The organism is Streptomyces sp. NPDC058674, assembly GCF_042716505.1.
Classification (GTDB): Bacteria; Actinomycetota; Actinomycetes; order Streptomycetales; family Streptomycetaceae; genus Streptomyces.
Genome location: NZ_JBHXSC010000005.1, coordinates 114,574 through 130,616, shown reverse-complemented (window position 1 = coordinate 130,616; position 16,043 = coordinate 114,574). Strand labels below are relative to the sequence as shown.

The 16,043-nt window shown below is 69.4% G+C and carries 14 protein-coding genes; 5 read left to right on the top strand and 9 right to left on the bottom strand.

The window, feature by feature from the left end:
- Positions 1-124 precede the first annotated feature (124 nt).
- On the bottom strand, positions 125-1,051 hold the full coding sequence (locus ACFWU6_RS04650; RefSeq protein WP_383978432.1) for a hypothetical protein: 927 nt from the start codon (positions 1,049-1,051) through the stop codon (positions 125-127).
- 32 nt (positions 1,052-1,083) lie between these two features.
- Here ACFWU6_RS04650 and ACFWU6_RS04645 point away from each other — a divergent pair, with 32 nt between their 5' ends.
- Positions 1,084-2,562 carry a pyridoxal-dependent decarboxylase gene (locus ACFWU6_RS04645; RefSeq protein WP_383978429.1) on the top strand — a complete coding sequence of 493 codons (1,479 nt, stop codon included), beginning with the start codon at positions 1,084-1,086 and terminating at the stop codon, positions 2,560-2,562.
- 42 nt (positions 2,563-2,604) lie between these two features.
- The gene (locus ACFWU6_RS04640; RefSeq protein WP_383978426.1) at positions 2,605-4,017 is read left to right on the top strand and encodes a WS/DGAT domain-containing protein; all 1,413 of its coding nucleotides are present in this window, start codon (positions 2,605-2,607) and stop codon (positions 4,015-4,017) included.
- A gap of 209 nt (positions 4,018-4,226) precedes the next feature.
- Here the strand turns inward: ACFWU6_RS04640 and ACFWU6_RS04635 are convergent, their stop codons facing one another.
- The 4 genes from ACFWU6_RS04635 to ACFWU6_RS04620 all read right to left on the bottom strand — a co-directional run bounded on the left by ACFWU6_RS04635 (position 4,227) and on the right by ACFWU6_RS04620 (position 7,866).
- On the bottom strand, positions 4,227-5,177 hold the full coding sequence (locus ACFWU6_RS04635) for an acyl-ACP desaturase (RefSeq protein WP_383809118.1): 951 nt from the start codon (positions 5,175-5,177) through the stop codon (positions 4,227-4,229).
- Positions 5,178-5,404: 227 nt separating this feature from the next.
- Positions 5,405-6,628: a beta-ketoacyl-[acyl-carrier-protein] synthase family protein gene (locus ACFWU6_RS04630; RefSeq protein WP_383978424.1), complete on the bottom strand. Its 1,224-nt coding sequence runs from the start codon at positions 6,626-6,628 to the stop codon at positions 5,405-5,407.
- The gene (locus ACFWU6_RS04625; protein WP_383809113.1) at positions 6,618-6,875 is read right to left on the bottom strand and encodes a phosphopantetheine-binding protein; all 258 of its coding nucleotides are present in this window, start codon (positions 6,873-6,875) and stop codon (positions 6,618-6,620) included. Before ACFWU6_RS04625 ends, ACFWU6_RS04630 begins: the two co-directional genes overlap by 11 nt.
- A 49-nt stretch (positions 6,876-6,924) precedes the next feature.
- Positions 6,925-7,866: an acyl-ACP desaturase gene (locus tag ACFWU6_RS04620; RefSeq protein WP_383978421.1), complete on the bottom strand. Its 942-nt coding sequence runs from the start codon at positions 7,864-7,866 to the stop codon at positions 6,925-6,927.
- Between the two features lie 458 nt (positions 7,867-8,324).
- Between ACFWU6_RS04620 and ACFWU6_RS04615 the strand changes: the two genes are divergently transcribed.
- Positions 8,325-9,308, top strand: a complete 984-nt coding sequence (locus ACFWU6_RS04615) for a Ku protein (RefSeq protein ID WP_383978418.1) — start codon at positions 8,325-8,327, stop codon at positions 9,306-9,308.
- Here ACFWU6_RS04615 and ACFWU6_RS04610 read toward each other — a convergent pair.
- Positions 9,274-11,055, bottom strand: coding sequence for a hemopexin repeat-containing protein (locus ACFWU6_RS04610; RefSeq protein WP_383978415.1), 1,782 nt, complete (start codon positions 11,053-11,055; stop codon positions 9,274-9,276). The genes ACFWU6_RS04615 and ACFWU6_RS04610 overlap by 35 nt on opposite strands.
- Positions 11,056-11,405: 350 nt before the next feature.
- Between ACFWU6_RS04610 and ACFWU6_RS04605 the strand changes: the two genes are divergently transcribed.
- Complete coding sequence (locus ACFWU6_RS04605) at positions 11,406-11,870, top strand: hypothetical protein (RefSeq protein ID WP_383978412.1); 465 nt, start codon at positions 11,406-11,408, stop codon at positions 11,868-11,870.
- An 81-nt stretch (positions 11,871-11,951) separates the two neighbouring features.
- On the opposite strand, the gene ACFWU6_RS04600 is transcribed toward ACFWU6_RS04605, so the two are convergent.
- From ACFWU6_RS04600 to ACFWU6_RS04590, 3 genes are read right to left on the bottom strand one after another with little or no spacing between them, the layout of a single operon-like run.
- Positions 11,952-12,827, bottom strand: coding sequence for an ABC transporter ATP-binding protein (locus tag ACFWU6_RS04600; RefSeq protein ID WP_383978518.1), 876 nt, complete (start codon positions 12,825-12,827; stop codon positions 11,952-11,954).
- Complete coding sequence (locus ACFWU6_RS04595; protein WP_383978409.1) at positions 12,797-13,897, bottom strand: FecCD family ABC transporter permease; 1,101 nt, start codon at positions 13,895-13,897, stop codon at positions 12,797-12,799. The genes ACFWU6_RS04600 and ACFWU6_RS04595 overlap by 31 nt, the downstream gene beginning before the upstream one ends.
- Positions 13,894-14,883, bottom strand: coding sequence for an ABC transporter substrate-binding protein (locus tag ACFWU6_RS04590; protein ID WP_383978406.1), 990 nt, complete (start codon positions 14,881-14,883; stop codon positions 13,894-13,896). The genes ACFWU6_RS04595 and ACFWU6_RS04590 overlap by 4 nt, the downstream gene beginning before the upstream one ends.
- A gap of 464 nt (positions 14,884-15,347) precedes the next feature.
- On the opposite strand from ACFWU6_RS04590, the gene ACFWU6_RS04585 reads away from it, so the two are divergent.
- Positions 15,348-16,010, top strand: coding sequence for a deoxynucleoside kinase (locus tag ACFWU6_RS04585; RefSeq protein ID WP_383807709.1), 663 nt, complete (start codon positions 15,348-15,350; stop codon positions 16,008-16,010).
- The last annotated feature ends 33 nt before the right edge of the window (positions 16,011-16,043 follow it).

Genomic DNA, 16,043 nt, shown 5'->3' with positions numbered 1-16,043 from the left:
CTGGCATACCCGCACCAACGATCAAGGCGCACACAAGTGATGTTGCTGCAGGCGGGAAAGATCACCTGGCGGCACCGAGCCGATCCGGCCTTTCCCGCCCGCTCCGGGCGCGTCATGTGAGGGTTCAGTGGCGAAGGGTGAGGCTTTCATTCCGGGCGTCGGGCAGTTGGGCCGGCCTGTCGGCGGGCGCGGCGTCCAGAGCGATGCGGCGGCGCTGGCACAGGCGGTCCAGGACCTGCACCCCCGGTTCCGCGCCGCGGAGCAGGGAGGGGCCGGAGCCGACGAAGCGCGAGCAGACGCCGACGTGGGCGTGATGGACATCCGTCAGGACTTCGACCAGGCGCCTGTGGGCGGGTCGCAGGATAGAGGACCTGCCCGGTGCGGCCAGGCCCCACTCGCGCAGACTCTGCACCAGGACACGGTGATCGGCCGACCACAGGCCGGAGAATCCACGGGGAGCCTGCGGTGGCGCCATCGAGGGCCGGACAGTGTCGTGGTAGTCCCGCGCGTCGAAAGACGCGGTGATGCGCAGGGCGGACGCGCTGGCGCGCAGGAAGTGAGCGGCGCTTTCCAGGCCGAGGGCGGAACCTGCGGGTGAGGGGGCGCGAAGAGCGTGCCGCAGGGCGAGGACGGTCGCCTGGGTGAGGGCGAAGAACAGCCGGTGCCCCTGAATCCAGCGTTGGCGCACCGTGGCCTGCGTCCGGGGCTCGGAGACGCCGGCTCGAGGGGTCAGGCCGGCCGCGTGCGCGGCGAGATCGAGGTCGGGCTCCGTCAAAGATCCGTCCGGGTTCCGGGAGAAGGCCCGCACGGTGGCCAGGGTGTCGTCGAGGGCGTCGATCAACAAGGGTGCGGGGGTGCAGGCGCACCGTGAGACCGCGAAGTATTCGTCGAAGGCGGCTTCGCGGGGGTCGCGTTCGGGGAGTCGGCGGTGGTCGGGGGGCGCGGGGTGGCGGTCAGGTCGGTTCACGGCCTCCCGCAGGGTCGCCAAGTCGTGGGGCAGGTGCTGGGGCGGGGCGAGCCACAGCACGGATTCGCTTGTCATCTGGGTCATTTCACTAGTTTTTATGCGGTACGTTACCCGGCATGTCAGTGACTCTTGGTGATGATTCGTTTCGCAGTGCAATCGGCGAGGTTGCCGCGATCCTTGAGGACTACTGGGAGGACCTGCGCGAGGAACGCCTGCCGGTGACGCCAGACCTTCGCCCCGGGGACGTACGCGCGATGCTGCCGGACTGTGCGCCGGTACACGGCGAGCCGATCCGGGATGTCCTGGCCGATGTACGGCGTGTGGTGATCCCCGGGCTCGTCCACTGGCAGCACCCTTCGTTCCTCGGCTACTACCCGACCCAGACCAGCCCCGCGTCGGTGGTCGGCGAGTTGTTGGCCTCCGGCCTGGCGGTCCAGCACATGATGTGGTCGACGGGCCCGGCCGCCACCGAACTCGAGGAGACGGTCCTGGACCACCTCGCGGTCGCGCTGGGCCTGCCGGAGCGATTCCTCAGCACCGGGGACGGCGGCGGGGTCCTGCAGGACTCCGCGTCCTCAGCGGTCCTGGTGGCCGTAGCCGCCGCCCTGTACCGGGTCTCAGACGGGCGCTGGCGCGAACACGGCACCGAAAGCCGCTACCGCCTGTACTGCACCGACCAGGCGAACTCCTGTGTCCCCAAAGCCTCACGCATCGCCGGCCTGGGAGAACCGACCTGGATCCCCACCCTCGCGGGCACGTGCGAGATGGACCCCCGCGCGCTACGTGAGCACCTGGCAGCCGATCGCGCCGCAGGCCTGGTACCCGCGATCGTGGTCACCTCCGTAGGCACCACCGGCACCTGCGCCATCGACCCCGTCGCCGCCGTCGCCGCAGTGTGCCGCGAGTTCGGAACCTGGCTGCACGTGGACGCCGCTTACGCCGGCTCGGCCGCCGTCTGCCCGGAGAACCGCTGGATCAACGAGGGCGTCGAGCACGCCGACTCCTACGCCGTGAACTGCCACAAGTGGCTGCTCACAGGACCGCCCTGCGACGCCATGTGGGTGGCCGACCGCCACAGCCTCACCGCCGCCATGGACATCCGCCCGCCTTTCCTGCGCAACCAGGCCAGCGACTCCGGCGACGTCACCGACTTCCGCGACTGGCAGGTGCCACTCATGCACCCCTTCCGCGCCCTGAAACTGTGGTTCGTCCTGCGCACTCACGGCGTCGAGGGCCTGCGCGCACACATCCGCGAACAGCTCTCCCACGCCGCGCTGCTCGCCGACCTGGTCCGGGACAGCCCCGGCTTCGAACTGGTCTCGCACTCACTCGGACTGGTGTGTTTCCGCCTCACCGGTGACAACGCCCGCACCGAGCGCCTGCGCACCGATCTCGAGGCCACCCACCAGATCCTGGTGACGCCCACCACCGTTGACGGCCGCTACATCCTGCGCGCTGCCCTGGGCTCGCGCTTGGCCTCCCAGACCTCCGTACGCAACGCCTGGGCGCTGGTGCGCGAGATCGCGGCCGCGATCCCCGACAACCAGCCCGCGTCATCCGAAACGTCGCCGACGACCCCGGTCGGCGCCCGGTAACCCGGTACACGCCGGGACAGCGCCCGTAGGGAGCTACGGACCGTGAACGGCAGCAGGTGCATGAACAGCAACCCAACGCCCCGGCCTTCGCCACGCGAACGACAGTCAGCGGAGAACCCTGTGCCCGACGACCATGACGACGCGACCGCGGCGGGCGAACGCTGGTTCGACTACGCGGCCGCGCACCCGCACACGAACGTGGAGATCGGCGGGGCGGCCGTGGTCGCCGGCCCCGCCCCTTCGACCGTCGAACTGCACGCGTTGATCGACGTGATGCGGGCTGCCCACCCGCCACTGCGCGACCGGGCCCGCCCACGCGGCGCGAGTGCGGTAGGCCCGGCCGTGCCAGCCGATCACCTCAGGGAGATCGCGCTGACGGCGCAGGGCGGTGACCTCGCGCTGCACGCGGCGATCGAGCGCGTGTGCGCCCAGCCGCTCAGGGACGTCACCTGGGGCATGACCCTGCTCCACGGCCACCGTGACAACGAGTTCGCCCTGCTCCTTCGCGCCCACCACGGCCTCCTCGACGGCATGTCCCTGATCGGGATCACGCTCGCCGCGGTGCGGGAACCCGGCCCCCCGCGCCGCCGCACACCCCCCGTGCACCCACCTTCCTGGACGAGCGCACGCGTGCGCGCCCTGGTACGCGCGGTCGCTGGCATCGCGCTGCCCGCGCACGCAATCAGCCTCGGCCCCGACCGCGGTCGAGCCCCGACCGGCCCAACCAGGCGCATGTGGGTCCACACCCCCCTGCCTCGTATGAAGGCCATTGCCCGGGAAGGTGGTGTCAGTATCAACGACGTCTACCTGGCCGCCCTCGCCGGCGCCCTGCGGCCCTGGCTGCCCGACCCGACCACAGGCACCGTACGGGTGACGGTCCCCCTCAACACCCGGCGCGTCGACACGAGCGCCGCGCTGGGCAACTTCCACCGCGGGGTCCCCGTCATCCTGCCCTGCCACCTGCCCACCGCCGCCGAACGCCTGGCCGCCACACGCCTGGCCACCAGGAACATCCGGATCAGCCACCGCGATCCCGACGCGGATGTTCTGTTCGACTTCCTGCCCACGCGCTGGCATGGCAGAGCCCTGGCACGAATCCTGCACCCGCGACGCACCACCATGGTGGCCACCCACGTCCCCGGCCCCGCACGCCCCCTCGAACTCTACGGCCACAGCATCAACGCCCTGCTGCCGCTGATGTTCCTACCCGCAGGACACCACCTGTCGGTCTGCCTGGGTGAATACGCCGGCACCGCGCACCTGGCCGTCGTCGCCGACCCCAGCCTGCCCGACATCGACAAACTCCCCGCCCGCTGGCTCGCCGGGCTCGATGCGCTTGAAGATGCTTTTACACAGCCCGGCCCTGCCACAGCCTCAACGCCCTGCACCATCACGGATCCGGCATCGAACAATACGGAACGCGTCACGACCAGTTCTGCCGGACAAGACGCGTAACCGGAGCCGTACAGATTCCCTGGACGCGCTGGGCAGACGGCCCGCTGCCGAGTCGCAGCAGACCGGGCTGACCGCGCTCGGCCGGCAGATCGAGTCCCTCACCCGCGAAGTTGCGCAGGCGGCCAAGGACCTCGGCCGGCTCCTTACGGAAACTCGGGGCGCCTACCACTGACGCCCCTGCCGAAAGCGGCGCGGATCTGCAGCCCTGTTCAGTGAACCGAGGCGGGCTTGGAAAGGGCCGAGGATTCGACGATCCGAGTGAACCGTGCGGCCTGGCCGGCGGAGTGCTCCAGCACGGCCGCGAGTTCCTCTCGTGCCTGTTCGCCGCCCGGGCCCAGGCCACCCGCGTCGAAGATGCCCAGGAAGCGCACGATGGGCTGCAAGACCTCTTCGTAGTGGGTGACGGGACTGTAGATACCAGAGCGGGCCATCGACCGGGCCAGCCGTGCGTAGCCGGGCGCGCCATGGCCGGGCGCACGGATGGAAGCGGCGACATCCGCCACAGCCCGTACGGTGCGGTCAGGATGCAGATCCATCGCTGCCGACAGGACCGTGCGGTAGAAGAGCATGTGCCGGTTCTCGTCCTTGGCGATGCGGTTGAGCATTGCCTCGCAGGCCGCATCGCCGCACTGAAGCTTGATGTTTCGGTAGGAGACGCGGGTGCCGAGTTCCTGAAGGGTCACATAGACCAGGGAAGCGACAACATCATCGCCGTAGTCCATGCCCCAGCCGTTCTGGACATGAGCAGTTCGGTCGTTCTCCAAGGCGACAGGATCAACCGCACGGGACACCATGAGGTAGTCGCGAATGGCGATACCGTGACGACCTTCTTCGACTGTCCAGCGATCGACCCACGTACCCCAGGCTCCGTCCCGGGTGAAGAGCTCGGCGATCACCCGGTGGTAGCTCGGCAGATTGTCCTCGCTGAGGAGGTTGTGCACCAGGCCGTCCCGGGCTGCCTTACCGAGAGTGCCCTGTTCCGGCTCCCACGGTGTCCCGCCCAACACACCGTCGAAATCAGCGCCCCGACTCCAAGGGGTGTACTCATGGGGATACCAGTCATCCGCGCTCTCCAAGTGGGCATCCACCGCCCTCGCCACCACCGGCTCGAGCTCGCGCAGCAGGCTGATGTCACGGCGAGGCGTCTGGCAACGGTCCATGGCTACTCCAAGGGGTTCCGGCGTGCGGAGCGCCGCTGGTCCGGCCCCCCGACAGGGGTATTACGTGATGCTCGGCCCTCCCCGGACGGCCTGCGGGTGGTGGCTCCTGGACCTCCACCCGTCCAACGGCAACGCCCAGCGCGGCCCTCGGGGGCCCTGTGCCAGGACCGTCACCACCGGGTCAGGTTCAGCTCGACGGCCGTACGATGTGGCGGTGCTGCGGGTGGCTATGTGCTGCTGAGCAGCAGGACCGCGTTCTGCCCGCCGAAACCGAAGGCGCAGCTCACAGCCGTGTTCGTGGTGAACGGACGAGGCCGTCCGCTCACGATGTCCAGCATGTGCTTGCCGTCCTGCTGCTGGAAGTTCGCGGTGGGCGGGACGGTGCCGTGGCGTAGCGCGAGGACCGTGTACGCCGCCTGGATCGCGCCCGCCGCCCCCAGGGAGTGTCCGATCACCCCCTTGGAGGCCGTGACTGGAGGCGTGGTGTCGCCGAAGACACGCGCCAGGGCTGCGGCTTCCGCCTCGTCGCCAAGCGGGGTGGAGGTGCCGTGCGCCTGTACGTGCTCGATGTCGTGAGGGCTGCACCCCGCGTCCTGGAGGGCGGCCACGATTGCGCGGACGGCGCCGTCGCCCTGTGGATGCGGGGCGACGGGATGGTAGGCATCGGAACCCGCACCATAACCGCGCAGCAGAGCCAACACCTCCACCTGCCGGGCGCGTGCGTCGGCGGCCCGTTCCAAAACGAGGACGGCAGCTCCCTCACCGAGGACGAATCCGTCCCGAGCCGCGTCGAACGGCCTGCTGGCCAGCTCGGGTTCGTCGCGGCGTGGCGACAGCGCGCGCATCCGGGTGAAGCAGGTGGCCGTCATCCGGGACCGGCCAGATTCACTGCCGCCAGCGAGCACGATGTCGCAGGTTCCCGACCGCAGCAGATCGCGCGCCACTCCGATCGCGGTCGCCCCAGAGGCGCAGGCGCTCGCGGTGGTGAAGTTGGGGCCCTGGGCGCCGAGGTCCATGGCGACCTCACCGGCAGCCATGCTCGGCACGCTGCGCGGCAGCGCGAGCGGCGAGACGCGCACCGGCCGGTCCGCGCCGAGATGGCCGAACTCGGTGACGTATGTGCTCAGGCAATTCGATCCGACGCCGAGCACGACCCCGACCCGTTCGCCGAGTCCGACGTCCCTGGGCAGACCGGCGTCGGTGACTGCCCGGCGGGCGGCGAGAAGCGCGAACTGGATGAACCGTCCCACCCGCCGGGCCAGTGACGGGCCGAGTCCCGCCGCAGCGTCGAGGCCCGTCACCTGGCAGGAGAAGTCGACGGGCAGGCCGACGAGATCGGGGTCCCGGGCGGCCAGCGAACGGCCCCGGCACAGGGCCGCCCAGTTCTCCCCAAGCGTGTGCCCGGCCGGGGTGACGAGCCCGAGCCCCGTGATGACGACGTCAGCGGGCATCGGCGAAGGCGCGGGCGGCGTCGGCGAGGGTGGCAGACGGGGCCAGATCCATTGCCTCTTCGGAGGGCACGATCCCGAACCGCTCCTCCGCCGCCACGACCAGTTCCATCAGGGCCAGGGAGTCCATGCCGAGACTCTCGAAGGTGAGGTCCGGCGTGATGTTCCGGGCCTGGGCCTCGCCGCCCAGCTGCTCGTGGACCAGGGCCATAAGCTTCTCAGGAAGGGAGTTGTACGCGGTTTGGGTCATGTCTGGTTCCTCCTGCAAGGGTTTTCCATTTGTAGGTGGCTCGCGGCAGTCACCACCGGTCTTCCTTCGACGTGGCCTCTATGCGCTCGAACAGCTCCCGCGCGCGGGCCGCCCGCACGGTGAGCTGCTCCACATGCGCACCCAAGCGGTCCTGCGCCTGCTCGCCGGCCGCTCCGAGGCCGCCCAGATAGGTGACCTTCAGCGCCCGCACAAGGGGGGCCACCACATGCTCGAGGTGGACATCCAGGTTGTAGATGCCAGATGCCGCGATGCGCACCGCCCGCCTCCGGAAGCCAGGGATCGTCGCACCGGGCATCTCGAAGTGTTCGAGGACATCGGCCAGGGCGGCGAGCGCCGCGCCGGGGTACAGGGCGAGCGCGTCAGCGAACAAATCCCGGTAGAAGAGCATGTGCAGGTTCTCATCGGCCGCAATCCGCGCCATCAGCTGCTCGCCGGCCCGGTCCCCACAAGCTGCCCCGGCGTTCCGGTGGGCCTGCCGAGTCGCCAGTTCCTGGACGGTGACGTAGGCCAGCACATGCAGGGGCGTTGCCGCACCGGAGCGGTAGCCGGTGCCGACGTGCCGCATCCGTAGATTTTCAAGGGCGATGGGGTCCACGACGCGGCGGGCGTGGACGTAGGCACGCAGGACCGAGGCATGCCGGTCCTCCTCGGCCGTCCACCGATGCACCCAGGTGCCCCAGGCGCCGTCCCGCCCGAATCGGGTGGCGATCTCGAAGTGGTAGCTGGGCAGGTTGTCCTCGGTCAGCAGATTGACCACCAGCACGTCCTGTACGGCCCGGGGCAGTGCTGTCTGCTCCGGTGACCAGGCCGTGCCGTCCAGTGGGCCGTCGTAGTCGTGTGCCGCACTCCACGGCACGTACTGGTGCGGGAACCAGTTACGGGCGGAGGCCAGGTGCCGCTCGAGGAGTTGCTCCACCGACGGCTCCAACTCCCGCAGGACGCGCTCCGCCTCGGCCACAGCCTCGGTCATCCACCTGTGCCCTTCTTCGTATGCGGGGACATGCCAGTCGGTAGACTGCAAACGCATACGGTGGGAACCGGAAACGATGATTCACCCGTTTGATGTACTGGCACCAACGCACTCCTCGCGACGCGCCAATTCCGCGGGGTGGCGCACCATCAGAGGCGAGGGCTCATGGTCCTTATCGGACGATCGCCTCAAAGCCTCCATCCTTCCGACCGCCAGCGGCCTGCCTGGCCAGCGCCGCACCCCGTGCCGCCCGCGACGAGCGATTCCGCCACCAGCTGACGACCTGGGGCTGAAAACGGCCTGCCACATCAAGCAGTGGGCCGGGCGGAAATCCTGACGGCTCAGCGCTGCCCTACGCGCTATGACCACCACATCCCGATCGTGGACAGCAGCTCCATCCCCTCCGGCATCAGCGTCGCGGCCCTGCTCCGCTGATTCCCGATCTAAGCCCCCAGCTTGTGCTCCCGCTGCTGTGCGGCGTCGTAGCTCATCGCCCACTTCGCCGCCTGGCCGCACGCCTGCCGTACCTCGACTGCGCGGCCAGCCCTCCGCGGGAAATCGAGGAGGCCGGCGCGCCGAGGGGGCACGGCGACGAGATCGGCGACGAGATCGGCGACGAGATCGGCGACGAGTACGTGTTGGTGGAACCGAAGGAGCTGGATGAGATCGCGCCGGGCCGCTCCCGTTCGCTGGAGATCGCAGGGTTCGTCGACCTGTCGGAGGTGGACCCGATCTTCTTCGACAAGACCTATAGCTTGGGACCGCGGGGCGCCGAGTACAGCAAGGTCTACAGCCTCCTTGAGCAGGCCCTCGCGAAGACCGGCAAGGCCGGTACCGCCACGTTGGTGATGCGCCAGCACGAATACCTGGTCGCCCTCAAGGCCGAGAACAGCCTCCTGACCTTGCACACCCTGCACTGGGCCGACGAGATCAGAGACCCCCAGAAGGAGATCGACAACCTGCCGGGAAAGTCGAGGGCCTCCGACAAAGAGCTGACCGGGAAGACTCCGCCACGGTCCCCGCCACTAGCCTCCGTCACCAGCTCCGGGAGGACCGGCGCTACGTCCAGGACGTCACGGCACTCGTATCCTCACCGACGCCCACGCGGCGGGGATCGGCGTCGATCAGGCCGTCGCCCCCGTCAACACCGCGGCCGTCGCTGCGCAACTGCTCCGCTCGGCGGACGCGGCTACCAAGACTCTGCCCTGTTGGCCCAAGCAGCCGCGCAGGCACCGATGCGCGACGAGTGCATCAGATCCCCGCGCTGGCCGCGGCCGGCAGCCGGGCCCGGGCTGTGCTTGGCCGCCGTTTGCGATGCCCGAGCGGAACTGGCCACTCGTGCCGGGTCCGGACATCGCCACCACACCTCCACCGTCTTCCCTCGTGCCCGTGACGGCTCCGGACTGGTTAGACCTTGGTGTTGGTGTACCGATCGCCCTTGAAGAGGTAGACGTGCGTGCTGCTGTTGGGGACGGCGCAGGCGGCGTCCAAGTTGGAGGCGAAGGTGGTGCCTGCCAGCTGCGGCCAGCCGGTGGCGATGGACAGCGGACCGCGAATGATCCTGTCGTAGTGGGCGTTGTAGCGCACGTACTGATCCCCCTTGAACAGGTAGAGGTCGGTGCCGTGGCCGGGGACGGGGCAGGCTGCCTGGATGTCCCGTTCGAAGATGGTGCCGGCCAGTGGTGGGAACGCTTCAGCGATCTTCCTGGGCCCCCACTTGATCTCGTCCTCGTGGTTGTTGTAGTTGACGTACATGGCGCCGGCGAACAGATAGAAATCCGTGGACTTGCCGGGGACCGCGCACGTGGCGTCGACCCCGCGGGTGAAGGCAGTCGACTCCAGTCCGGGGAAGCCCTCGGCGATATCCTTGGGTCCGGAGGTGACGCCTTCCGTCCGCACGTCGTACCTCAGGTACTGCTCGCCCTTGAACAGGTAGACGTCTTTGTGGGCGTCGTTCGGCACGTTGCAGGCAGCGTCCATGTCATGGCTCGCCATGGTGCCGAACAGACCGCGCCAGCCAGTGGAGATCAGGCTGCCGTCGCCCGAGGGGGCGGCGCCGGGTTCGTCCCCCGTGTAGCGGACATTGAGGGAGAAGCGGCCCATGCCATAGTCTTTGCGGTCGAACGTCCAGGGCATGGTGCGGTTGGGCCTGTTGTAGAGGGTGGCCATGTCCGCCCGGCCGAAGGCGAAGCCGCGTGATTGGACCAGGTCGTCTTTGTTGCGCAGGGGCTCCCACAAGGTGGCAAGAAGGCTCAGGCCCATGTGCACATAACCGTAGAGGTCCAGCTTGGGGATGATGCTGGAGAAGTTGGCAGAGATCTGCAGCAGCTCGACGACCTTTGTCAGAGCGGTACCGAGCGCGTCGTACCACTCGTCGTTGGACTGGTCTTTTTCCCAGAGGGTGATCACCGTGGTCCCGCAGCCGTCCAGGCGGGTGTCGAAGAAGACGTGGCTGCCGGTTACGTAGTCCCCGTAGATCGGGTACTTATCGCGCTCCTCGACCGATCCGGTGTGCGTGGTACGCGTTTTGAACGTGTAGCCCCCGGCGTTGGAGGCGGCCGTCCAGTAGATCTCGTCCCTGCCACCGCCCTGGTCGCCAACCGCCTCGTGGCAGTAGAAGGTGTCCCATTCCAGCCTGGCCCGGAACGGTTCACGCGCCTGGAGGCCGTCGGCCTCGTCATCGCCCTTGCCAGTGAACGTGGTGACGCCGTAGCCGTACTCGGCCAGCGCCGCGGTGAACTCCGGCGTGTCGACGCTCCCTCCGTCGGCGAGCCTGGCCCGGTCCACCACCGCAACGTTCGGCATCTGGGCGATCCGCGGCAAGACCTCCGCTACCGCAGCCAGGTAGCTCTCCCGGCCAAAGCCCTCGGACAGGCTCCGGGTGGCGACCGTCTGCGGCACGATCGCCACCGACCGCCCCTCAGAACGCTGCTCACGGTAGATACGCCCGATCGCGCCCACCTCGTCCTCGCCCAGCACCTGCTGCAGTGGAGCCAGGATGGACCGCTCCAGCTCGGTCAGCTCCAAGCCCTGTTCCGCCCGCGCCGCCGCGTGCAACCACACTCCCGAAAGCAGATTCACCGAGCCGCTCTTGGCCACACGGCTCGCCCCAGCCCCCTCCACGCCCACTCCGGACAGCAGCGCCTGCCACCGCCCCAACCTCTGTTCCCGCGCCTCAGCGGTGAGCATTGCTTCATTCGTCACAGTCTGTCCCCTGTCTGTCGTACGTACACGCACCGGACCGTGCGGCCCGGCCATACGCGCCCCTGGAAGAGCACGGCCACTTAGGGGGCAGCTGTGCGGATAGGCGAATATCGCCTCTGTGTAGCTGGCCAGCCACCCGTCCCAACAGGCCCTGGGGCACAACTCACCCGTGCGGGCGGTTCGATTCGCCGCAGAAACGAGCCTGCGTCCTCGGCCTCACCAGGGCCGAGATAGCCGCATTCTCCGGGGCCCCTGCTGACGTCCGCCTAGGCGCCGCGCTGGGACTGACGCAGAGCCAGGTCAGCCGCAGACAGAACGGCAAAGCCTCCTGGACGTTGACGGACTGCGACCGCCTCGCCGCCCACTGGGGCATGCCCGTCCTCGACCTCCTCGCAGGCCCCACCCACGCACTTACCCGTCTGCCCGCCGACCGGGTCGCCATCGGCGGGATGCAGACTCTGCTGCCGCTCGACACCCCCGAACCCGAACCAGAACCCGCAGCGGCCCCGGCACAGCCGACCGCGGCCGAAGCCGCCGGCAGCGCACCCGCTCCCAAGCAGGTCGCCGCGCCCACCACCGAGCCGGCGCCCGCCGCTGCGCCCGCTCCCAAGCGGGTCGCTGCGCCGGCCGGCCCTCTCGCGGACCGTATCCGCGGTCGCGTCTCCGAGAGGCCCTCCGATTCCAGCTCCGGAACTGCCCGCAACTCGCTTGAAGGCGAGGGGCAGGACGCGCTGAACTGCGACGGAGCCACCTGGACCGGGACGGCGGTGGCCCAGATGACGGTCAGCGCGATCGGGTAGGCGGGGGTGGCGAGCGGGGTCTCGCGCAGCGCACGCCGGCCGGACGGCCGATCATGGGGCCCGGCTCCGCTTCCCGGTCCCTCAGCCCCCGCGAACGGCCGGATTCGCCGCCTCCAGCGCCTCGAGGGCCGGCCGTTCACGGCCGGGCACCACGCTCACGAAGGGCACCCCGGTGCGGGGATGCTCGATGACCTCGGCTTCGACCTCGTACACGTCGGACAGGAGCGGGGCCGTGAGGACCTCCTCGGGCTTTCCGGTGGCCACGACGCGGCCCTCGGCCATGACGCAGATCCGGTCGCAGAACGCCGCGGCGAGGTTCAGGTCGTGGAGCGCGACGACGGCGGTGACGCCGAGCTGTCGCACGAGCCGCAGCGCGTCGAGCTGGTGCCGCAGATCGAGATGGTTGGTCGGCTCGTCCAGGACCATGGTCCCCGTGCGCTGGGCGAGTGCGCGGGCGATCAGGACCCGTTGCTTCTCTCCGCCCGACAGGCGGTCGAACGGTACGTGCGCGAGGGCGTCGACGTGCAGCTCCGCCAGGGACCGGGTGATGATGTCGCGGTCGTCCGCGTCATCGCCGGCGAAGGCCCTCTTGTGCGGGGTGCGGCCCATCGCCGCCACGTCGTACACGGTCAGTTCGAAGTCCCCGGACGTCTCCTGCAGTACGGCCGCGAGCCGCCGGGCGAGCCGCTTGCCCGGCATCCGCCAGATGTCCTCGCCGTCCAGCAGGACCCGGCCCGACGTGGGCCGCTGCGCCCGGTAGAAGGTACGCAGCAGTGTGGACTTGCCGGCGCCGTTGGGGCCGACCAGGCCCACCACCTCGCCGGGCGCCACGTGCAGCGACGCCCCGTCGACCAGGGTTCTGCCGTTCACCACGACGCTGACGCCCTCGGCGGCGAGTGAACCGGGCTCATCTATCGGTCGGTTCGTCACCGCGCCGCCTTCCGTCGCATCAGCCAGAGGAAGAAGGGTCCGCCGACGAGGGCGGTGAGGATGCCGACGGGTATCTCCTCGGGGCTCATGAGCGTGCGCGCGGCCAGGTCGGCGCAGGTCAGGAAGGCCGCCCCCAGGAGGGCCGCGGCGGGCAGCGCGCGGCGGTGGTCGGCGCCCACGAGCAGGCGCACCACGTGCGGCATGATCAGTCCGACGAAGCCGATCTGCCCGCTGACCGCGACGATGGTGCCGATCATCAGGGCGACCAGGGTGAACAGGGAGCCGCGGAAGCGGTGGACGTCCAGGCCGAGGGCCGCGGCGGCCTCCTCCCCGGCGAGCAGGAGGTTGAGCGGACGGCAGACGCCGAGAAGGACGGCCGTCCCGAGCAGGACCGCGCCGACGGGGACCCACACCGTGGTCCAGGTGGTGCCGGCCAGTCCGCCGAGCATCCAGCGCAGCGCGGACTGCGTCTTGTGCGGGTCGTTGGAGGTGACGATCAGGAAGCTGGCCAGCGCCGACAGCACCTCGGCCGTGGCCACGCCCGCGAGGACCAGCCGTACCGTGGTCATCCGCCCGCCGGACCGGGCCAGGAAGTAGACCGCGACCAGGGCCGCCAACGCCCCGCAGAACGCCGCCACCGGCAGGGTGAACAGACCGAACACCGTCAGGTTCAGCACCAGAACCGACACGGCCCCGACCGACGCACCCGAGGAGACCCCGAGCAGCATCGGGTCGGCCAGCGGATTGCGGACCAGCGCTTGCAACGCCATCCCCGCGACCGAAAGACCCGCGCCCACCACACCGGCCAGCAGTACCCGGGGCAACCGGACGTCGATGACGATCGTCTCGCGCACCGGCGTCCATGTCGGGTCGGCGAGCGCCGGGTGGATCCTGTGCAGCAGGATGCTCCACACCTGCTCGGCCGGCACGCTGATCGAGCCCGCCGCGACTCCGGCGGTGGCGGCGCCGGCCACCAGGACCGCGAGGAAGGCCAGCACCAGACCGTAGGGCGCTCCGGGGCGGGGTGGAGCGGGTGCGCCGACTGCCCCGCGGACCCGGGCCTGCGCGGGGGGCGCCTCCGCTTGCAGACCGGTCACTGGACGCGACCCGGGTGGAGCTGTCCGGCGAGGGACTCCACGGCCGACGGCATGCGGACGCCGAGCACGGTGGAGGACAGCGGGAGGACCGCGAACCGCTGGTTCTTGATCGCGGGCACGTCCTTCAACGCCGGGTGGGCGAGCAGGAACTTCTTCTTGTCCTCGACGGATCGGTCGCCGTAGTCGTAGATGACGACGGCGTCGGGGGAGCGCTGCGCCACCTGCTCGAAGGAGACGTCGCCGAAGGCCTTGTCGAGGTCGGCGAAGAGGTTCACCCCGCCGGCCCGCCGGATCATCTCGTTGCCGACGCCCTTGCCGCCCGCGGTGAACGCCGTCTTGTCACCGCTGTCGTACACGAAGAGCTTGACCGGGGTGACGCCGGTGAGCCGGGTCTCGACCCGGTCGAGGGTGGCGTGCAGTTTCCCCAACCGCTCCTCGGCCCGCTCGGGTACGCCGAAGATCTTGGCGACCGTGCGGATCTCCTCGTCCATGGAGGCGGCGTTGACCGGGCCGGTGGGGCACTCCTCGGTGTTGAGGTGGGTGTTGATCCCGGCCTTGGTGAAGGCGGCCCGGCTGCGTCCTTCCTTCTCGTCGAAGGTGGAGCTCCACCCGCCGTAGACGAAGTCGGGCTCGGCCTCCAGGAGCGCCTCGAAGGACGGGTACTCCTTCGAGACGACCTTCACGCTGTCGTAGGCGGCCTGGTACTCGGGGAGGATCGTGTCATCGAGGTAGCCCGTGCCCACCATCGACTTCTCCAGCCCCAGCGACAGCATGACCTCGGTGGCGTGCTGGTTCAGCGAGACGGCGCGCTGCGGCGGACGCTGGTAGGTGGTGGTCACGCCGCAGTTGTCGACGGTGACCGGAAATCCCCTGGCGGGCGGATTCGCCGAGGGGGTGGCGGAGGGCGCGGTGCCGCCTCCGCAGCCGGATATCAGCAGGCCGACAGCGAGTGCGGACAGCACGGACTTCGAGTGGTTGCGGGGCATGGGTGGTCCTCTCACCGCAGATGGATCGCATGGTCTTCACGCCTCCGCCGGTGGGGAGGGCAGTGCGGGGTGTGTGGTCGTGCCGTACGAATCCAGCCAGTCGCGCACGCCCTCCCACGGCCGATGATGCACCGTATGCGCACCTGCACATAGTCTGCAATAAGACGCCTCGGGGTGCGGAGGGCGTGCAGGGGCGCGCGGGGGCGTACGGAGTCGCGCAGTCATTTATGCTTCAAGCCGGCCGCGGGGCGACGGCTCGTCGCGGTGGGCGGCACCTGCGGGACGATTCGTCCAGCCGGCCGGACGGGGAGCGCGGCGTGCGTCGGGATCTCGGTCCCGACGGGACCGGATGGCGCCGATCAAGACGATCTCGGGGAATCGGTGGCTGCCGGGACGCGTCTCGGTGGCGTGGGGTGTCCAGCCCACCCGCCCGCGAACGGAAGACCCCCAGGGAGAAGCGAGGTATGCCGGTGATCTGCGTCGGAGGCATGATCGGGATCGGCAAGACGAGCGTGGCGGAGCTGCTCGCCAAGGAGCTGCGCAGCGAGGTCTTCTACGAGAGCGTGGACGACAACCCGATCCTTCCGCTCTTCTACACGGCGAGCCCCGAGGAGATCCAGGCGAAGCGCTATCCGTTCCTGCTCCAGCTGTACTTCCTGCAGACACGGTTCGCCTCGATCAAGGAGGCGTACAAGCAGGGCGACAACGTCCTGGACCGGTCCATTTACGAGGACTGGTACTTCGCCAAGGTCAATCACGACCTCGGCCGGATCAGCTCCCTCGAGATGCGGGTGTACGAGGGACTGCTCGGCGAGATGATGCGCGAAATCGACGGTCTGCCCTACCGCAAGGCGCCCGATCTCATGGTCTACCTCAAGGCGGACTTCGAGACCGTGCTGCACCGCATCGGGTTGCGGGGCCGTGATTTCGAGCAGGACGAGGGCCTCGTCGCGTACTACCGGACGCTGTGGTCCGGCTACGACGACTGGGTGCACGAGCACTACTCGGCCAGCGAGGTCCTCGTCGTCGACATGAACCACACCGATGTGGTGAACGACCCCGAGGACGCGGCTCGCGTGGTGCGGCAAGTCAAGGACGCCCTGACGGCGGCCAGGCTCCGGGACTGAACCTGCTCCACACGAGACCGCCTCCCCGGTGTG

Coding starts and splice junctions, on each gene's coding strand:
- ACFWU6_RS04625 (WP_383809113.1), bottom strand. CDS start 6,875: ATGACCCAAACCGCGTACAACTCCCTTCCTGAGAAGCTTATGGCCCTG.
- ACFWU6_RS04610 (WP_383978415.1), bottom strand. CDS start 11,055: ATGCTCACCGCTGAGGCGCGGGAACAGAGGTTGGGGCGGTGGCAGGCG.
- ACFWU6_RS04645 (WP_383978429.1), top strand. CDS start 1,084: ATGTCAGTGACTCTTGGTGATGATTCGTTTCGCAGTGCAATCGGCGAG.
- ACFWU6_RS04585 (WP_383807709.1), top strand. CDS start 15,348: ATGCCGGTGATCTGCGTCGGAGGCATGATCGGGATCGGCAAGACGAGC.
- ACFWU6_RS04650 (WP_383978432.1), bottom strand. CDS start 1,051: ATGACCCAGATGACAAGCGAATCCGTGCTGTGGCTCGCCCCGCCCCAG.
- ACFWU6_RS04630 (WP_383978424.1), bottom strand. CDS start 6,628: ATGCCCGCTGACGTCGTCATCACGGGGCTCGGGCTCGTCACCCCGGCC.
- ACFWU6_RS04620 (WP_383978421.1), bottom strand. CDS start 7,866: ATGACCGAGGCTGTGGCCGAGGCGGAGCGCGTCCTGCGGGAGTTGGAG.
- ACFWU6_RS04590 (WP_383978406.1), bottom strand. CDS start 14,883: ATGCCCCGCAACCACTCGAAGTCCGTGCTGTCCGCACTCGCTGTCGGC.
- ACFWU6_RS04635 (WP_383809118.1), bottom strand. CDS start 5,177: ATGGACCGTTGCCAGACGCCTCGCCGTGACATCAGCCTGCTGCGCGAG.